This window comes from Viridibacillus soli (assembly GCF_016612995.1).
In the GTDB taxonomy this organism is placed as follows: Bacteria; Bacillota; Bacilli; order Bacillales_A; family Planococcaceae; genus Viridibacillus; species Viridibacillus soli.
Window position 1 is genome coordinate 25,135 of record NZ_JAEOAH010000005.1, and the last position, 17,232, is coordinate 42,366.

21 protein-coding genes and 1 pseudogene are annotated in these 17,232 nt (G+C 37.5%); 6 read left to right on the plus strand and 16 right to left on the minus strand.

Annotated features, from left to right (window positions below; genetic code table 11):
* Window positions 1-10: 10 nt before the first annotated feature.
* Together JFL43_RS05325 and JFL43_RS05330 are read right to left on the minus strand one after the other, a co-directional pair.
* Window positions 11-529: a hypothetical protein gene (locus JFL43_RS05325; protein WP_100796598.1), complete on the minus strand. Its 519-nt coding sequence runs from the start codon at window positions 527-529 to the stop codon at window positions 11-13.
* A gap of 62 nt (window positions 530-591) precedes the next feature.
* Window positions 592-1,131 (minus strand): NUDIX domain-containing protein, encoded by a 540-nt coding sequence (locus JFL43_RS05330; RefSeq protein ID WP_100796597.1) that lies wholly within the window; start codon window positions 1,129-1,131, stop codon window positions 592-594.
* Window positions 1,132-1,200: 69 nt separating this feature from the next.
* Between JFL43_RS05330 and JFL43_RS05335 the strand changes: the two genes are divergently transcribed.
* A complete protein-coding gene (locus tag JFL43_RS05335) occupies window positions 1,201-2,097 on the plus strand; it encodes an aldo/keto reductase (RefSeq protein WP_200748243.1) in 897 nt (298 codons plus the stop codon).
* A 178-nt stretch (window positions 2,098-2,275) separates the two neighbouring features.
* Here the strand turns inward: JFL43_RS05335 and JFL43_RS05340 are convergent.
* The 3 genes and pseudogenes from JFL43_RS05340 to JFL43_RS05350 all read right to left on the minus strand — a co-directional run.
* Window positions 2,276-2,539: pseudogene (locus tag JFL43_RS05340) on the minus strand (transposase); the annotation flags it as partial.
* Between the two features lie 569 nt (window positions 2,540-3,108).
* Window positions 3,109-3,372, minus strand: coding sequence for a YqkE family protein (locus JFL43_RS05345; protein WP_200748244.1), 264 nt, complete (start codon window positions 3,370-3,372; stop codon window positions 3,109-3,111).
* 14 nt (window positions 3,373-3,386) lie between these two features.
* A complete protein-coding gene (locus JFL43_RS05350) occupies window positions 3,387-4,571 on the minus strand; it encodes an acetyl-CoA C-acetyltransferase (protein WP_200748245.1) in 1,185 nt (394 codons plus the stop codon).
* Window positions 4,572-4,654: 83 nt separating this feature from the next.
* Between JFL43_RS05350 and JFL43_RS05355 the strand changes: the two genes are divergently transcribed.
* Window positions 4,655-5,557 (plus strand): hydroxymethylglutaryl-CoA lyase, encoded by a 903-nt coding sequence (locus JFL43_RS05355; RefSeq protein ID WP_200748246.1) that lies wholly within the window; start codon window positions 4,655-4,657, stop codon window positions 5,555-5,557.
* A gap of 13 nt (window positions 5,558-5,570) precedes the next feature.
* On the plus strand, window positions 5,571-6,509 hold the full coding sequence (locus JFL43_RS05360) for an alpha/beta hydrolase (protein WP_200748247.1): 939 nt from the start codon (window positions 5,571-5,573) through the stop codon (window positions 6,507-6,509).
* Between the two features lie 21 nt (window positions 6,510-6,530).
* On the opposite strand, the gene JFL43_RS05365 is transcribed toward JFL43_RS05360, so the two are convergent.
* The 6 genes from JFL43_RS05365 to yneA all read right to left on the minus strand — a co-directional run bounded on the left by JFL43_RS05365 (window position 6,531) and on the right by yneA (window position 10,792).
* Window positions 6,531-6,752: a YneF family protein gene (locus JFL43_RS05365; protein WP_100796592.1), complete on the minus strand. Its 222-nt coding sequence runs from the start codon at window positions 6,750-6,752 to the stop codon at window positions 6,531-6,533.
* Window positions 6,753-6,845: 93 nt separating this feature from the next.
* Window positions 6,846-7,286: a sporulation inhibitor of replication protein SirA gene (gene sirA, locus JFL43_RS05370; protein WP_157812957.1), complete on the minus strand. Its 441-nt coding sequence runs from the start codon at window positions 7,284-7,286 to the stop codon at window positions 6,846-6,848.
* Between the two features lie 144 nt (window positions 7,287-7,430).
* Window positions 7,431-9,431 carry a transketolase gene (gene tkt / locus JFL43_RS05375; protein ID WP_200748248.1) on the minus strand — a complete coding sequence of 667 codons (2,001 nt, stop codon included), beginning with the start codon at window positions 9,429-9,431 and terminating at the stop codon, window positions 7,431-7,433.
* Between the two features lie 90 nt (window positions 9,432-9,521).
* Entirely contained in the window at window positions 9,522-9,758 is a 237-nt protein-coding gene (locus JFL43_RS05380) for a DUF896 domain-containing protein (protein ID WP_200748249.1), read from the minus strand.
* Between the two features lie 66 nt (window positions 9,759-9,824).
* Window positions 9,825-10,481 carry a YneB family resolvase-like protein gene (locus JFL43_RS05385; RefSeq protein ID WP_200748250.1) on the minus strand — a complete coding sequence of 219 codons (657 nt, stop codon included), beginning with the start codon at window positions 10,479-10,481 and terminating at the stop codon, window positions 9,825-9,827.
* Window positions 10,478-10,792, minus strand: coding sequence for a cell division suppressor protein YneA (yneA, locus tag JFL43_RS05390; RefSeq protein ID WP_200748251.1), 315 nt, complete (start codon window positions 10,790-10,792; stop codon window positions 10,478-10,480). The genes JFL43_RS05385 and yneA overlap by 4 nt, the downstream gene beginning before the upstream one ends.
* A gap of 166 nt (window positions 10,793-10,958) precedes the next feature.
* On the opposite strand from yneA, the gene lexA reads away from it, so the two are divergent.
* Entirely contained in the window at window positions 10,959-11,579 is a 621-nt protein-coding gene (gene lexA / locus JFL43_RS05395; RefSeq protein ID WP_100796586.1) for a transcriptional repressor LexA, read from the plus strand.
* 210 nt (window positions 11,580-11,789) lie between these two features.
* On the plus strand, window positions 11,790-12,329 hold the full coding sequence (locus tag JFL43_RS05400; protein WP_200748252.1) for a DUF4352 domain-containing protein: 540 nt from the start codon (window positions 11,790-11,792) through the stop codon (window positions 12,327-12,329).
* A 227-nt stretch (window positions 12,330-12,556) separates the two neighbouring features.
* On the opposite strand, the gene glnA is transcribed toward JFL43_RS05400, so the two are convergent.
* From glnA to JFL43_RS05415, 3 genes are all read right to left on the minus strand, one after another.
* Window positions 12,557-13,891 (minus strand): type I glutamate--ammonia ligase, encoded by a 1,335-nt coding sequence (glnA, locus tag JFL43_RS05405; protein WP_100796564.1) that lies wholly within the window; start codon window positions 13,889-13,891, stop codon window positions 12,557-12,559.
* A 46-nt stretch (window positions 13,892-13,937) separates the two neighbouring features.
* Window positions 13,938-14,321, minus strand: a complete 384-nt coding sequence (locus tag JFL43_RS05410) for a MerR family transcriptional regulator (protein WP_100796563.1) — start codon at window positions 14,319-14,321, stop codon at window positions 13,938-13,940.
* A 177-nt stretch (window positions 14,322-14,498) separates the two neighbouring features.
* Window positions 14,499-15,713, minus strand: coding sequence for a methionine gamma-lyase family protein (locus tag JFL43_RS05415; RefSeq protein ID WP_407701961.1), 1,215 nt, complete (start codon window positions 15,711-15,713; stop codon window positions 14,499-14,501).
* A gap of 174 nt (window positions 15,714-15,887) precedes the next feature.
* Between JFL43_RS05415 and JFL43_RS05420 the strand changes: the two genes are divergently transcribed.
* On the plus strand, window positions 15,888-16,505 hold the full coding sequence (locus JFL43_RS05420) for a trimeric intracellular cation channel family protein (RefSeq protein ID WP_100796561.1): 618 nt from the start codon (window positions 15,888-15,890) through the stop codon (window positions 16,503-16,505).
* Between the two features lie 41 nt (window positions 16,506-16,546).
* On the opposite strand, the gene JFL43_RS05425 is transcribed toward JFL43_RS05420, so the two are convergent.
* Window positions 16,547-16,846, minus strand: a complete 300-nt coding sequence (locus JFL43_RS05425) for a rhodanese-like domain-containing protein (RefSeq protein WP_200748254.1) — start codon at window positions 16,844-16,846, stop codon at window positions 16,547-16,549.
* 99 nt (window positions 16,847-16,945) lie between these two features.
* Complete coding sequence (gene hfq, locus JFL43_RS05430) at window positions 16,946-17,176, minus strand: RNA chaperone Hfq (protein ID WP_100796559.1); 231 nt, start codon at window positions 17,174-17,176, stop codon at window positions 16,946-16,948.
* Window positions 17,177-17,232: the final 56 nt, after the last annotated feature.

Consider the following 17,232-nt stretch of genomic DNA (forward strand, 5'->3'; position numbering starts at 1 on the left):
TATTTAATAATTATTTTAATTTAAACAAAAAGTGAATTGCAACTAATTCACCCGCAAATATAATTATAGTTGTAATGACTATAACTACTATTCTCGGCCAAATTGGCAACTTTTTTCGTACCGAATAAACAGGTTGTGGTACAAGCACTATACAAAATAACAATAATACTATACTGTGTAGCAATTGAAAAGGAAACCACCATGCTGCGTATGACCAGAAAGCATTTTGAGTGTCTATTAAATAACCTGAGCTATATCCGAAGAAAGCTGCTTTTAATACGACAACAATTCGCGTCACATGTCGCAATAAATTATGCGATGCTAGCAACGCAACAATGACAAATGGAATGACGACTGGCCATAGAGATTGCCAAATAGACGGCTGTGCTTTTAAAAGCACTCTGCGGTCAAATGTACGAATAAGCCAATCTGCTTGTTCTACAGTGGACAGCTGCAACAGTAAAATACCACCAATAAAACCAATTGCGATGATTAAGAAAAAATAAATTAGTTGAAATGATCGGTTCATATAGGTCACCTTCCTTTACTTCGTACAACCTATGCTCGTCCCGACCCATTTCATAACTTCGTTTACAAGATATTTTTCATCCACATAATTGCAAATACTGTTTTAGCATCATAAATGCGTTCATCACGAATCATTTGTTCAGCTTCTTCTAAAGTAACTTCTAATAATTCGACAAATTCATCCTCATCTAGCCCTGCCGGATTCTCAATTCTATATAAATCTCTTGCTGCATATATATGAATAACTTCATCTGCAAAGCCTGGAGATGTGGCAAAAGATTGAACATACGTGAATTTTTTTGAACCATATCCTGTTTCTTCTTCTAATTCACGGATAGCCGTATATTCTGGTTTCTCACCTTTTTCCAATTTACCTGCTGGGATTTCTATAATACTACGTTCTAAGGGCTTACGATATTGTTCTACAAGAACTATTTTGCCTTCGTTTGTAATTGGTATAATCGCTACTGCTCCTGGGTGAGTAACTAACTCTCGCGTCGACGTGCTCCCATTTGGTAATGTGACATCATCTACTTTGACAGAAATAACACGACCTTCGAATATTTTTTTTGAGGCAATTGTTTTTTCTTCGAATTTTTTCATGATAGCAATCCTCTCCGTTGTTCTTTTATTATTAAACATTGTACCATTATCATATGAGGAGTGATATTTTTGAATAGCAGAAAATTAGGTAATAGCGAATTAACCATTTCAGAAATCGGCCTTGGTTGCATGTCTCTACCAACTGACGAAAAGACAGCAAAATGGATAGTCGATGCAGCCGTAGATCATGGCATTACCTATTTCGATACCGCGGACTTATATGATAGAGGTGTCAATGAAAAACTTGTAGGCAAAGCATTGAGCAGCAAACGACAAGATATAATTTTAGCAACAAAGGTTGGTAATGTTTGGAACAAAGACGGAGAAGGTTGGCACTGGGACCCTTCGAAGAAAAATATCGAGTTTCAAGTAAAGGAAAGCTTACGTCGCTTACAAACGGATTATATTGACTTATATCAACTACACGGCGGAACAATTGAAGACCCTTGGGATGATATTACCGATGCATTTGATAGCTTAAAAAAAGAAGGCGTCATTCGGGCATACGGCATTTCATCAATCAGACCTAATGTTATAAAAGAATTTTTACCAAAAAGTGCTGCTACATCTGTCATGATGCAATATAGTTTACTAGATCGTAGACCAGAAGAATGGTTTGACGTGCTAGAAGAAAACAGCGTATCCATTGTGACTCGTGGTTCTTTAGCAAAAGGACTTTTAACAAATGATTGGCAAAAACGAATAGCAAAAACTAACAGCTACCAAACATATAGCCAAGATGAGCTACAATCTACATTAGAAAAAATAGCAGGCAACGCAACAGATGTTCACGCAGCGGCGATTGCTTATGTATTGCAATCACCTGTTGTGGCATCTGCAGTAGTTGGCGCAAGCTCTAAAGAACAGTTAGAAGCAACAATTATTGCGTATAATAAAGCGCTATCGTTAGATGTAAAAGAGCTTGGAGAATTAACAAAAAAAGATGTGTATAATGCTCATAGATGAGTGTTGTAGAAGGATCCGATATTTCGGGTCCTTTTTTGTAAATAAGTAGATGGACTGTCTTTTGTTTATTTTTAGCTCGTGAACTGTTTACCAAGAATTACTTTATAGAATCAATTTCATAAATCGTATTTTTTTAGAGCACAGACTACTCCCATAGTGCAAAATTTATTTTTAAAAATTAAGCTACGTTTGGTTGTTCACGTAAAACTTTGTTGATACGATGGACTGCTAATTTGCTCGCGTTGTAAATCAGTGTAATCAATTGGAAATGACACTTTTCTTTTTTCCCAGATCGATGGCGGACATTGTTCAGTTGAAAATAGCCTTTTAAATAAGCGTTGACTCGTTCAACTGCACTGCGCTCTTTGTAGAGTTTTATCCATTTTTCTGAACCACGCGCTGGATTGGTATATTTCCGCAAATCGGTCTCACATTTAATTTTAAGGCTGTTTTCTCAAAGATTGTTGCTCAACCAAGATAGGACTCAAAATGAAAAAAGAGTTGATCTACAAATTGAAGTGTTTCCTTTTTTGGCTCTAAACCCTAAGTGTTAATAGACAAAATTTTCCATCTTTATTTATGCAACACTAGTGGTCTAGAGATTTAAAATAATTTTTGCAAATTAAAAGCCAGCTACTCCAATAGGGAGAAAGCTGACTTTTTAATTTGACATCTTCACTTGTTAAAACCCTTAAACGTTTCTTAGCAACTTATTGTATGATAAAAGAAATGTACCTATAGATAAAATTAAGAGAATAACACCTATAATTATAGGGATATATACAAAAGTATTTATTAGACTACCAGAAGTTGTCCATGATGTAGAATTATAATGTCTTTAATATATACTTGCGAGTTTTTCCCCATTTAGTCCCACAAATACAAATATTATCCCAGCTAGAAAAGAAATACCTGGAGTTTTAAAAAGCTTAATTTTTGAGTTTTTCATTAGAATTACCACCTTTGATCTGTTACATAAGTATTTGTTAAACAAACCATTCAAGTTCTCTATTAACCATTAAATTTAGAGCCTTTATCGCCATATTCATTTAGTAATTCTTCAAACGATTTGTTTTTCTCGCGTTGTTTACGTTCAAATACTAACTTGGCTTCACGTTCCTCCTGTGCAGCCTGTTCTTTTACGACAAGTTCTTTTTTAGCAAGTTTTAATTTTTCTAACACATCACCATTAAGTTGGTCTTTTAATGTTAGAGCCTCGTCTTTTGATGGTTGTTGTGATGGTTGTTGTCTTTTTTGTTTTTTCTTTTTAGCCATGTCGGTTCTCCTTCTTACGTTCTTTTTACAATCGTTGCAACACCTTGTCCCCCGCCAATGCAGAGTGTAGCAAGACCTATTTTTGCATCTTGCTTCTCCATTTCGTGGAGTAGAGTCACTAATATTCTAGCACCACTTGCACCAATTGGGTGACCTAAAGCAATTGCACCACCATTCACATTTAACTTTTCATGGTCAAAATGCAATTCTCGGTCAACCGCAATCGATTGTGCTGCGAATGCCTCATTTGCTTCAATTAAATCGATTTGCCCTATTTCCAACTGTCCTTTTGTTAATGCTTTTTGTACAGCCTTCACCGGAGCACTGCCCATTACTGCAGGATCCACGCCAACACTTGCATTTGATACAACTGTTGCTAGTGGCTTAATGCCTAATTCATCAGCCTTCGCCTTTGACATAACAAGAAGTGCTGCTGCACCATCATTAATACCAGATGCATTTCCGGCTGTCACAGAGCCTTCTTTTTTAAACGCTGGCCTTAACTTGCCCAACTTTTCGGCTGTCGTACCTGGCTTTACATATTCATCTGTGTCAAAAATGATAGGTTCTCCCCTGCGTTGTGGAATTTCCACTGGCACAATTTCTTCTTCGAATTTACCAGCTGCTATCGCTGCTGTTGCCCTTTCTTGAGAACGTGCAGAGAAACCATCTTGCTCATCACGAGAAACTGTATACTGATCACATAAATTTTCCGCTGTTACGCCCATATGATAATCGTTAAACGCACACCATAGGCCATCTGTAATCATACTATCAATTACTTTTTGATCGCCCATACGGAAGCCTTCACGCGCATTTTTCAGTAAATAGGGTGCTTGGCTCATATTCTCCATACCCCCAGCAATAATAATATCTGCATCCCCTGCAAGAATTGCTTGCGTTGCTAAGTGGACAGCCTTAAGACCCGATCCACATACTTTATTTATCGTTAAAGCAGATACTTCTTGTGGTAGCCCTGCGAAAATCGCAGCTTGACGTGCTGGATTCTGACCTATCCCGGCTTGTAAAACATTGCCCATAATCACTTCATCTACTTGATCAAAAGGTACCCCAACCTTTGATAAAGCTTCTTTTATAACGATCGCACCAAGCTTTGTTGCTGGAACATCCTTTAACGATCCTTGGAAATTTCCAATTGCTGTACGAACAGCGCTCACAATTACAACTTCTATTGTCATAATAAATTCCCCCTTATGCCGTATAAAAAAATTTGCTAATATGTATCCCCCTTCCTTACAATGAACTTATAGGAGGGGATGTTATGTTTAGTTTACCAAATAATGCGACAATTATCGAGGTAGGCCCAAGAGATGGCTTACAAAATGAAAAAAATGCTATTGCTACCGATGTGAAGCTAAATTTCATAAAAGCTTTACAAGATGCCGGTATTTCAGAAATGGAATTAACTTCATTTGTTTCGCCAAAGTGGGTACCACAAATGGCCGATGCCGAGATGATAGTGAAAAGTACTACTAAAGTGGGTAGACAGTTTGTCTTAGCACCAAATGCTACAGGGGTGGAGCGTGCGATGGAAGCTAGTGCAGAGGCAATTGCTGTTTTTGTTGGTGTCAGTAATTCATTTAATAAAAAAAATATCAATAAAAATACGGCTGAAGCAATGGCTAGATTAGCACCCGTTGTGGCAAAGCTGAAGGATGAAGGTAAATTTGTACGCGCCTGTATTTCAACTGCCTTTTACTGTCCCTATGAAGGTAAAATGGAAATTGAAGATACAGTTGCATTATGTAAAATATTTGCAAGTTGGGGCGTTGACGAGTTAAGTGTTGCAGACACAATCGGTATGGCAAACCCAGTAGAAAGCTACACATTATTCAAACGGTTAAAAAAAGAGTTTCCCGAGTTACTTTTAACAGCTCATTTTCACGATACACGCAAAATGGCTCTAGCAAATATTTTTGCTGCATTACAAGCTGGTATTGATCGCTTTGATACGTCAACAGGCGGCCTTGGTGGTTGTCCTTTTGCTAAAGGAGCTACAGGAAATGTTGCAACAGAAGATGTTGTACATATGCTAGAGAGTATAGGAATTCATACCGGTGTTGATATCGATAAAATTTGCCAAGCGGCAGCAATTGTCGAGCCATTTTTGTCGAAATCAATCGACAGTGGTCAGTACCGACTTTTTACGCAAAAGCAAAAGTAGAGGAGTGATGGTCATGAAAAAACGCTTGCTTTGGATTATCGGGCTTGTTTCAGGTACTTTTGGTGCCATTACAGCTATTCTCGGCTATTTGTTTTCCAGTCGAATCATGTATATGAAGAACAAAGATGCTGCTTTCATTTTACAGCGAGAAAAGGAAGCAAAGCGTTTCGACGAAGTTTGGTTTGAGCATGTAAACAAGGAAGAAATGTGGGTAGACTCCCCTAACGGCTACCCTATTAAGGCTATTTATTTCCAACCTTTGCAAACAAAAAACACCATCATTCTTTGCCATGGTGTCACAGAAAATAAGATTAATTCCATGAAATATGTACGTCTTTTTGAGCGTTTAGGCTTTAACTCCGTCGTCTATGATCATCGCCGGCATGGTGACTCTGGTGGCAAAACAACAAGCTATGGTCATTATGAAAAATATGATTTACAAGCAGTTATGAAATCGTTGAAAGAAAAGCTTGGTGAAGGCGGCATAATCGGTGTACAAGGAGAATCAATGGGCGCTGCTACGACATTATTATATGCTGGAACTCTAGAAGATGAAGCTGATTTCTACATTTCCGATTGCGCCTTCTCTGATTTTTCCGAACAACTATATCACTTAATGATGAAGCAAACACCGCTGCGTACTAGTTTAGCAATTAAACTAGCCGATATCTTTTTAAGAATGCGAGATGGCTACTCAGTAAAGAGCATCTCACCTAAAGAGGCTGTAACGAGAATCGAAAAACCGGTACTCTTTATTCATAGTATCCCAGATGACTTCATATTGCCTGAGATGACAATTGAAATGTATAGCTTAAAACCTGGCCCCAAAAAACTAAAACTTTTTGAGGAAGGCCCTCATGCACAATCCTACAATATGAATTCAGATGCATATGAACGTTTAGTAGCTGAGTTTTTAGAGGAATTTGTATTCGTAGAAAAGACAAAAAAATAGCACTCAGCTGAGTGCTATTTTTTATTTACTGCTTAATTTATTCATTGAGTTCATCATTTGTTTGATTTGTTTTTCTGACGGTTTACGTCCCATTTGAGACATCATTACACGTAGCATTTGTTCGTTAATAGGTGGGTTTTCTTTTAAGTATTTCATCATATATTGACGGGCAACAAAGAAACCGATAGCTATTCCTGCTATTAATGCCACGATAACAAGTATAATCCACAACGTAGTATTCACTGGTTTTCCTCCTCCAAGTTTCGTATGCGAGAAAAATCTCTCCAACAAGGATTATACAATAAAAACCCACTACATACTACTGTTTGACAAGATTTATCGTCTTTCATGAGAATGAAATTTTAGCGGTTTTAACCAGCCGCATTCCATTTCATCTTTATTAAAACCGATAAAACGATCGCTTAATTTTGATAATGTTGCAAATAAATCTAGCTCAAGCATGCGCGATCCAACACAGACAACAGCTATGTAGTAAGGAAAAATATCAACTTGGATTTCCCCTTTAAATTCATTCATCAAAAAGATTTGATGATCCTTTGTTTGAATGCCTGAAAAGTTATTACCTAATTGCTGTTGAATAATTTGTTCAATTTCTAAAATATCCAAGGGCTCGCATAAATAAGAGAGCTCTTGCGCTGGATGTATTGCTTGCTCATAAGTTTGTGAGGATTGAATAAAATCAAATAGTAAACGTTCTCTACCATAAACAAATGCTTGATGTTTCTTTTTCACATGAAAGATTGAGTATACTCGCACGATTACCACTCCTCTCTTGAAAATAGTATATCAAACATTGTAAGAAGATTTTGTCAATTGACGGCCGATTTATAGCACTTTATTTGTCAAAAAAGAAAAAGTAGAGGAAAAAACCCTCTACTTTTCAAATTTACAACTATTTTATTAAGCGAATAAAGCTTTAACTTTCGCAACTACATTTTCTACAGTGAAGCCATATTCTTTCATTACAATTTCACCTGGAGCACTTGCACCGAATTGATCAATTGCTAAAACATCACCTTCGAAGCCAGTGTATTTATGCCAGCCGAATGATGCACCCATTTCGATTGCTAAACGTTTTGTAATTGTTTTTGGTAATACAGCTTCTTTATATGCTGCATCTTGGGCATCAAAGCGATCAAATGACGGCATTGAAACGACTGATACTTCGATACCTTCTGCTGCTAATAGTTTTTGTGCTTCAACAGCAAGGCTCACTTCTGAACCTGTTGCTAAAACTAATGCGTCAGCTACTTCTTTGTTTGCTTTAGAAACAACATAAGCACCTTTTGCAACACCATCAGCTGCAAGTGATGCTGAATGGTCTAATACAGGTAAGTTTTGACGAGAAAGTACTAGAACTGTTGGTTTATTTTTAGATGATACGGCTACTTTCCAAGCTTCTGCAGATTCGTTAGCATCAGCAGGACGGATTATAGAAAGATTTGGCATAGCGCGCAATGCAGCTAAATGTTCGATTGGTTCATGGGTTGGACCATCTTCACCAACAGCAATACTATCGTGTGTAAATACATATGTTACAGGTAGTCCCATTAGTGCTGATAAACGAATTGCTGGGCGTACATAGTCACTAAAGACAAAGAATGTAGCACCGAAGACATTTACACCACCGTGAAGTGCCATACCATTTAGAGCTGCGCCCATCGCAAATTCACGAACACCGAACCAAATGTTGCGGCCTTCAGGAGTTGTTGCGGAGAAATCGCCAGCACCTTTAATTGTTGTTTTATTTGAACCTGCTAAGTCAGCACTTCCTCCGAAGAATGAAGGTGTTTTTTTAGCAAGAGCGTTGATCACTTCACCAGAAGATGAGCGTGTAGCAACTGATTTGCCTGCTTCATAAACAGGTACTTCTGATGCGAAGTCTGCAGGAAGTTCTCCGTTCATAGCATTGACAAATTGTTCAGCAAGCTCTGGGAATGCTTTTTTATAAGCATCGAATTGTTCATTCCAAGTAGCTTCAGCAAGAGTTCCTTGTATGTCTGCCGCTTGTTTAAATGTCGCATAAACATCTTCAGGTACGAAGAAAGGTTCATGTGACCAACCGTAGCTTTCTTTTGTTAATTTTACTTCATCAGTACCTAGTGGAGCACCGTGAGAGTCAGCTTTACCTGATTTGTTTGGTGAACCGTAGCCAATTACTGTTTTTACTTCAATAATAGTAGGTTGTCCTTTATGTGCTTTTGCTTGTTCTATGGCAGCGTTAATCGCTACAATATCATTGCCGTCAGCTACATGAATGTAGTTCCAATTATATGAGTCAAAACGTTTTTGAATGTTTTCAGAGAATGATTTATTCAAATCGCCGTCTAAAGAAATGTCATTGCTATCATAAAGTACGATCAGTTTTTCAAGTTGTAAGTGACCTGCTAAAGAAATTGCCTCTGCAGCGACACCTTCCATCAAATCTCCATCTCCGCAAAGTCCGAAAGTATAATGATCCACTACTTCGTGCTCTGGTTTGTTATAAACGCCAGCTAAATGTTTTTCTGCCATTGCCATACCGACAGCCATTGAGATACCTTGACCTAATGGACCAGTTGTCGCTTCAACGCCAGCTGTATGACCGTATTCTGGATGACCTGGTGTTTTCGAATCCCATTGGCGGAAATTTTTGATTTCCTCCATCGGTAAGCCGTATCCACCTAAGTGTAATAAGCTATATAACAACATAGAACCGTGACCTGCTGATAGAATAAAACGATCGCGGTTATACCAGTTAGGATTTGAAGGGTTGTGACGAAGTTGTTTTGTCCAAAGTGTGTAAGCCATTGGTGCTGCACCCATTGGTAAGCCTGGATGGCCTGAGTTAGCTTTTTCAATTGCATCAATAGATAAAGTTCGAATTGTGTTAATTGCAAGCTGATCTGCTTGTTGAGTCATTTAGTTGACATCCTTTCTAAAGCTAAATATTGTACTATTACAGTTTAGTCAAGATTCTTATATAAAACAATGGTTTCTACAAAATGTGTATTAATTTAAACGATTATTCTTTTCTTGCTTTTGGCGTAATTTCTCAGGTGTTACTTCATTTCCCTCTGGATCGAAAACGCGGACATTTTCAATTGTTTCACGCATTGAAGATCGGAAAGTGTCTAAATACTCTTTTCGTAATACCGTTTGCTCTTTGGCTTCCTCAATAGTTAAACCTTGTGATTTTGATTTTTGCGAAAGTTCACTTATACGTTGTAATTTTTCTTTTGATAACATAAATACCTCACCTTTCATACATACGTTAATACAAAGGTATGCAAAAAAGACTGCAAGCGCAAGCTTTTAGTCTTCATTTCTCTCCTTAAATTCCATAAATCGACGGTGAATTGTCGCTTTACTGACATGAAAACCTAATCCTTTAAGGGTCACGGTAATTTCTTCAAACGTCATACCCTTTTCTCTAAGCTGGACAATTTGCTCGATTGGAACATCTATGCGGTCTCGCCCTTCAGGATTACCACGGTCTTTTAAATTCTTTTCTGGTCGGTAGCCATTTTGTACTGCTCGTCTCATCCCTCTACGTATTTTAGCGTTATGTAGCTTCCGTTGGTACTCTTCCACAATAGCTAAAATTTCTAAAAGCATGGCGTCCATTTCATTTAATCGGACATGACCTGAATCACTTAACGTGAAAATATCTGTGTTTGTTTTTTGTAATAAATGCAGAACCGCCATTCGACCATTTCCACGTCCTAAACGTGTCTCGTCTTGAACAAAAAGCGCTGGAATCTCATATACCTTCACATATTCAAGTAAATCCAGTAAGCCTTCACGATCAATATCATAGCCGCTATGTCGATCTGAAAATACTTGGGCTACTTCATAACCTTTGCTTGTTGCAAAATCCATTAGCTCCATTTTCTGCCTGTCTAGCGATTTGTCCTGCGTTTCTTTTTCTGTACTTACACGGCAGTAGAGTACTGCTGATTTTTGTGTCATTTTTTATCACTCGCCACTTCTACCACTGAATTTGGAACATTTAAAATGTCATGTTCCGGAACTACTAGAGTATGCCCTGCATAAATTGTATCGTCAATTATATTATTTTCATTTCTGACCATTTCTATCCATTCATGGTCAGCCATTTTGCCACTATACTTGTTTGCAAGCGATAGTAATGTATCTCCGTTATGAATTTCAATTTCTTTATATGAGGTATTTCCACTGTTTGTAATCACAAATATCATTGTAAAGGCCATGCAAACGCCAAAAAGCAATGTAATATATTGATTTTTTTTGAACCAATTCATATGTTATCTCCCCTTTTCGAATGTTCGTTCGGAATGTATGTTCTTAATATAAGCCGAACATTTGTTTTTTGTCAACGCTTTTTTCGAACTTATGTTTGCATTACTTGTTCGCCAATGCTATACTATGAATAACATTTATATAGTATGAGATAAAGAGGTGATTGGATTGAAAAAAGTATCGAAAAGACAAGAAGATATATTAGCATTCATCAAAGAGGAAGTTCGCACTAAAGGGTACCCGCCTTCCGTCCGCGAAATTGGTGAGGCAGTTGGCCTTGCTTCAAGTTCTACAGTCCACGGACATTTAGCTAGACTTGAAAGCAAAGGATTAATTCGCCGCGACCCAACAAAACCTCGCGCGATTGAGATTTTAGATCAGCAAGATTCTACAATTGCTAAACAAGGCGTTGTACATGTGCCACTAGTCGGGAAAGTAACAGCTGGTCTTCCTATAACAGCATTTGAGAATATCGAAGAATACTTTCCAATTCCAGATTCTTATGGCACTTCGGAAGACCAAATTTTCATGCTTGAGATCATGGGTGAATCGATGATAGAAGCTGGCATTTTGGACGGTGACTATGTAATCGTAAAACAACAGGCTACCGCAAGTAATGGCGAAATAGTTGTAGCTATGACTGAAGAAAATGAAGCGACTGTAAAACGTTTTTTCAAAGAAGAATCATACTTCCGCTTACAACCTGAAAACTCTTCAATGGAGCCAATAATAGTAGATCAAGTATCCATTTTAGGTAAAGTAGTCGGTTTATACCGCAATGTTCTATAACTAAAATATAGGATTGTAAGAATCACTGTAATATTTGATTCTTACAATCTTTTTTATATTACTCAATAACTTATGAAAACACTTTGGAATATATATCTACTAATGTTACAAAGATGATATTTTTTATTAAATATGCACTATTTATGTCGTGACAATTCATTCATTCTGGAATATAGTTAAAAAGGTACATAGTACGGGAAGAGGGATAACATGAAAAAATGGTATTTAGCACCGTTAGCTGCAGTACTTTTATTAGCTGGTTGTAACGACACTGAGGACAAAAAAACAGAAAGCGATAAAAAAGACGCTCAGAAAACGGAACAAACAGAAAAAGAGGATTCTGCTAATAAAACACAAGAAAAAGCACCAGTATTCTATAAAATTGGCGACGTTGTAAAATTAGATGGCATAGAATTAACAATTAAAAGCGCCGAATATACAGAAGAGGATGAGTATTCTAAGGCAGAGAAGGACAAAGTAATTACACTGGCAGTTAGCGTTACAAACACAACGGATAAAACGATCCATGCAGATAGTTCTGACTTCTATATTTTCGATAAAAAAGGTAATCAATTAGAGGAATACTACGGTTATGATCAGTTCGCTATTAATAAAGATTTAGAAAAAGGTCAAACAGCGAGCAGTAAATTATATTTTGATGTGACGGCAGAGAAGACATTTGAGTTAAAGTATGAACCAGCATTCTTAGAGCAATCAAAAGAAGTAAAATGGAAAATTGAAATGGATTAAAGATGGGCGGTGGTTAAGTAACCATCGCTTTTTTATGTCAACATATTTGGAGCCTGATGAAATCTCCAACATGCACAAATCACGTTGGGAAATTGAGCGATTTTTAAATGGATTGAAAAACTTGATACGTATATGCAAAATAAATAAATCCGCAAAAAAAATATTCGTAAAAATTCCGTGGGCAAATAAAAACCCGTTGAAGCCTAGAGCCTCAACGGGTTTAACTATTAATACATTTTCAAGTATTGCTCACGTTCCCAAGGGTGTACTTGTGTGCGGAACATGTCAAACTCAATTTCTTTTGCTTCCATAAAGTTAGCGTAGATATGCTCACCAAGTGCTTCTTTAGCAACTTCGTCATTAGCTAATGCAATTAGGGCATCATCTAAGTTAGCTGGTAAGTTTGTAATACCGTGTTCAGCGCGTTCTTTTGCATCCATCACGTAGATGTTGCGATCAACTGCTGCAGGCGGTGTTAATTGTTGTTCGATACCGACAAGACCTGATTCCAAAATAACGGCCATTGCTAGGTATGGGTTTGCAGCTGGGTCAACTGAGCGTACTTCGACACGAGTTGATAGGCCGCGTGATGCTGGGATACGGATTAATGGACTACGATTTTGACCTGACCACGCTACGTAACATGGCGCTTCATAACCTGGTACTAAACGTTTGTATGAGTTTACAGTTGGGTTTGTGATTGCTGTAAATCCTTGTACGTGTTTTAGTACGCCAGCCATGAATTGCATTGCTGTTTTACTTAAGCCAATTTCAGCTGATTCATCATAGAATACATTTTCCTTACCATTGAATAGTGATACGTTACAGTGCATACCTGAACCGTTTACACCGTAAAGTGGTTTTGGCATAAATGTTGCATGTAGACCGTGTTTACGAGCGATTGTTTTAACAACTAATTTAAATGTTTGGATGTTATCACATGCTGTAATAGCATCTGCATATTTGAAGTCGATTTCGTGTTGCCCTGGAGCTACTTCATGGTGAGATGCTTCAATTTCAAAGCCCATTTCTTCCAGTTCAAGTACGATATCACGACGGCAGTTTTCACCTAAGTCAGTTGGTGCCAAGTCAAAGTAACCACCATGGTCATTTAACTCAAGAGTTGGTTCGCCGCGGTCATCTAATTTGAATAAGAAGAATTCTGGCTCAGGTCCTAAGTTGAAGCTTGTGAAGCCCATTTTTTCCATATGTTTAAGTACGCGTTTTAAGTTGTTACGTGGATCTCCAGCAAATGGTGTTCCGTCTGCTTTGTATACGTCACAGATGAATCGGCAAACTGTACCTTTACCATTAGTCCACGGGAATACGATGAAAGTATCTAAATCAGGGTAGAGATACATATCTGATTCTTCAATACGAACAAATCCTTCTATTGAAGAACCGTCGAACATCATTTTATTATCTAATGCTTTATCAAGTTGACTTACAGGAATTTCAACGTTTTTGATTGTTCCTAGAATGTCTGTAAATTGTAAACGGATGAACTTAACTTCTTTTTCTAATACTAATTTCTTAATGTCTTCTTTTGTGAATTTTCCCATTTTATTCACTCTCCACATGTAAAAATTTTATATTCTACTCAGCTTCTCATTGAAAGAAACGAGATAAATCCCCTTGACGAATAGAAGTTCTTTGAAGGCGTTGAGCTTGCTGCATTTCTTCTCGCAATATGCGACGTAGGTCTGCGTCGGTAATGTCTTTCTTCCCGAGGTTAGCAATTGCGGGTTCATTTTTTAAAGCGAATACTTTCTTAATACCTGCCATATTGATACCCTGCTCCAACAAGTCCTTAATTTCAAGCAGCGAATCGACATCATTTAAGGAGAACATACGGCGATTGCCTTCTGTTCTTGCAGGTTCGATTAAATTATGTTCTTCATAATATCTAATCTGACGAGCTGTTAAATCTGTCAGCTGCATGACTATACTAATTGGGAGTAATGGCATTGATCTTCGTATTTCACGACTCATATCATTCACCTTCCCCTTTACAAGTTAAATAATACATCATGTTAGATTTTCTGTCAATACCATGTCATATAACATAACATAACTATTTAAGTATAGAAAAAGCTTAGAGCCACAATGGTTTCTAAGCTTTTTCTATACTCAAAATTCTCAATTAATACTGTATTTTTATTGGGAATTTTATTTTTCTAATTTTTGCACTGCACTTAATGTAGCGTATTTTACATGTTCATACGTTAAACCACCTTGAACATAAGCAGTGTATGGCGGGCGAATTGGACCATCAGCAGACAATTCAATACTTGCGCCTTGTATAAATGTACCCGCTGCCATAATTACATCATCCACATATCCCGGCATATATGCTGGTTCAGGTGCAAAATGGGCGTTTATTGGTGAACTCGCTTGAATAGCCTGGCAAAAAGAAATCATTTGATCAGCAGTTTTGAATGAAACCGATTGAATTAAATCCGTACGTGGTGCTGAATAATGCGGTGAAGTTGTCATTCCAATCGATTCAAGCATCGCAGAAGTGAATATTGCACCTTTTACTGCTTGTGCAACTACATGCGGTGCTAAGAAGAAACCCTGATAGAAGTCCGCAAGCGCATTCAAAGTAGGACCTGCTTCTGCACCGATTCCTGGTGAAGTCATGCGGAATGCACATTGCTCCACTAAATTTGCACGCCCAGCAATATAGCCACCAATTTTAGCTAAGCCACCACCTGGATTTTTAATTAGTGAGCCCGCCATTAAATCTGCACCAATGTCAGTTGGTTCAATTTCTTCAACAAATTCTCCGTAGCAGTTATCTACGAATATAATAGCTGATGGTTGAATTTCACGTATTTTTTTAATCATATCAGCAATTTGTTCTACTGTGAAAGAAGGACGTGATGCATATCCTTTTGAACGTTGAATTGCGATGACTTTTGTTTTCTCAGAAACAGCCTTTTTCACTGTATCCCAGTCAACGTCTATATCATTGACTAGATCAATATGTTGATAGCCAATATTAAAGTCTTTTAATGAACCGGTGTCTTTATCACCACCATCAACAATTGATTGTAGTGTATCATAAGGTTCTCCGGTAATATACATTAGCTCATCTCCCGGGCGCAATACACCAAAGAGACTCAAAGTAATGGCATGGGTGCCAGAAATAATTTGTGGACGTACGATACAAGCTTCTGCACCGAAAACTTCCGCATAAACGCGCTCTAAATTGTCACGTCCTTCATCATCATAGCCATAGCCACTTGATGGATGCATATGAAAATCACTTACTTGATGGTTACGAAAAGCTGCTAAAACTTTTTGTTGATTGAAGAAAGCCACTTCATCGACGTGATCATGGTAAGGCTTAATTAGTACTTCAATTTCTTTTGCTTTCATTAATAATTTTTTACTAAATGTTGTTGAATACGTCATTTGTTTGGCTCCTTTTTACTTTTCCATTACTATCTTATCAATAACAACCAAAGAGTCAACAATCCGGTCTGTAAAACTTGTATTTATCACTATTTTTGGTACAATTCAAGGACGTTCTTAGAAAGTTGAGGATCTATTATGGCATGGGATGTATTTAGTATTATCGGTACAATTGCTTTTGCTATTTCTGGCGCAATTGTTGCAATGGAAGAAGAATATGATTTGTTTGGTGTTTACTTACTTGGTATCGTGACTGCATTTGGCGGAGGGGCTGTTCGAAATACACTTATAGGCGTACCTGTCTCTGCTCTTTGGGAGCAGGAGACAATGTTCCAAATTGCACTTATTTCAATTACTATTGTTTTTATATTCCCTCAAAATTTGCTGAAGCATTGGCATCGGTGGGGCAATTTCTTTGATGCTATTGGCTTATCAGCATTTGCAATTCAAGGTGCATTATTTGCTGTAAGATTAGATTTACCAATTAGTGCGGCGATTGTAGCTGCTGTATTAACCGGCTCAGGCGGCGGTATTATCCGCGATTTATTGGCTGGTCGTAAGCCACTTGTATTGCGTGAAGAAGTTTATGCCGTATGGGCGGCAATTGCTGGTGTAATTGTTGGTTTAGGCCTATTCAAACAAGATATATGGCTGTACGTAATATTTGTTAGTATGACCGCTCTTCGTGTATTATCATACATGAGAAATTGGCGACTACCATTAAAATCATTACGAAATAATAATTCTTTAAAATAAAAAAGACGAATCAATTTACGATTCGTCTTTTTTGGATTAACTTAAAATTCCAACTCGCCTTCCCACGCGAGCATACCGCCTTCCATATTCGTCACATCATAACCTAGGCCAGTAAGGTACGAGCATGCACTGCCGCTACGGCCACCTGCGTGACAGATGAAAATATATGGTTTTGTTTTATCTAATTCATCGATTCTGTCAGGTAATGAGCCTAGCGGAATATGAATTGCGCCTGGAATCACACCATTTGCTACTTCTTCGTCTTCACGTACATCTACTAAAAATAAATCTTCATTTGCATCAACTTTGTCTAAAAGTTCCGTTGTTGTAATAGTTTTCATTATTAAAGTCCTCCATTATCGGTCAATCTTTTTAAATACCTCTATTAGTATAGCGAGAAATAAAAAATCCGGCTAGTACTTATACTAGCCGAACTAATGTTATGCTTCATCATCCTGAGAAATATTAACGGATTTTGAAGGGGCGAATGTAGAAATGGCATGTTTGTAAATCAAATGTTGCTTACCTTCAGATTCTAATAATACTGTGAAATTATCATATGATTTTATGACACCCTTTAATTGAAAGCCATTTAGCAAGAAAACGGTTACGAAAATTCCGTTTTTGCGCATCTGATTTAGAAACGCATCTTGTAAGTTAATTGATTTCATACAAAGCCACTCCCTCTTCTATTATAAAATCTTCTCAATAGATTGTATTCGATTTC

Excerpts from the sequence above, each read along its gene's own strand:
- JFL43_RS05325 (WP_100796598.1), bottom strand. The coding sequence starts at position 529 with ATGAACCGATCATTTCAACTAATTTATTTTTTCTTAATCATCGCAATT.
- JFL43_RS05330 (WP_100796597.1), bottom strand. The coding sequence starts at position 1,131 with ATGAAAAAATTCGAAGAAAAAACAATTGCCTCAAAAAAAATATTCGAA.
- JFL43_RS05345 (WP_200748244.1), bottom strand. The coding sequence starts at position 3,372 with ATGGCTAAAAAGAAAAAACAAAAAAGACAACAACCATCACAACAACCA.
- JFL43_RS05350 (WP_200748245.1), bottom strand. The coding sequence starts at position 4,571 with ATGACAATAGAAGTTGTAATTGTGAGCGCTGTTCGTACAGCAATTGGA.
- JFL43_RS05355 (WP_200748246.1), top strand. The coding sequence starts at position 4,655 with ATGTTTAGTTTACCAAATAATGCGACAATTATCGAGGTAGGCCCAAGA.
- JFL43_RS05360 (WP_200748247.1), top strand. The coding sequence starts at position 5,571 with ATGAAAAAACGCTTGCTTTGGATTATCGGGCTTGTTTCAGGTACTTTT.
- tkt (WP_200748248.1), bottom strand. The coding sequence starts at position 9,431 with ATGACTCAACAAGCAGATCAGCTTGCAATTAACACAATTCGAACTTTA.
- JFL43_RS05380 (WP_200748249.1), bottom strand. The coding sequence starts at position 9,758 with ATGTTATCAAAAGAAAAATTACAACGTATAAGTGAACTTTCGCAAAAA.
- JFL43_RS05385 (WP_200748250.1), bottom strand. The coding sequence starts at position 10,481 with ATGACACAAAAATCAGCAGTACTCTACTGCCGTGTAAGTACAGAAAAA.
- yneA (WP_200748251.1), bottom strand. The coding sequence starts at position 10,792 with ATGAATTGGTTCAAAAAAAATCAATATATTACATTGCTTTTTGGCGTT.
- JFL43_RS05400 (WP_200748252.1), top strand. The coding sequence starts at position 11,790 with ATGAAAAAATGGTATTTAGCACCGTTAGCTGCAGTACTTTTATTAGCT.
- glnA (WP_100796564.1), bottom strand. The coding sequence starts at position 13,891 with ATGGGAAAATTCACAAAAGAAGACATTAAGAAATTAGTATTAGAAAAA.
- JFL43_RS05410 (WP_100796563.1), bottom strand. The coding sequence starts at position 14,321 with ATGAGTCGTGAAATACGAAGATCAATGCCATTACTCCCAATTAGTATA.
- JFL43_RS05415 (WP_407701961.1), bottom strand. The coding sequence starts at position 15,713 with ATGAAAGCAAAAGAAATTGAAGTACTAATTAAGCCTTACCATGATCAC.
- JFL43_RS05420 (WP_100796561.1), top strand. The coding sequence starts at position 15,888 with ATGGCATGGGATGTATTTAGTATTATCGGTACAATTGCTTTTGCTATT.
- JFL43_RS05425 (WP_200748254.1), bottom strand. The coding sequence starts at position 16,846 with ATGAAAACTATTACAACAACGGAACTTTTAGACAAAGTTGATGCAAAT.
- hfq (WP_100796559.1), bottom strand. The coding sequence starts at position 17,176 with ATGAAATCAATTAACTTACAAGATGCGTTTCTAAATCAGATGCGCAAA.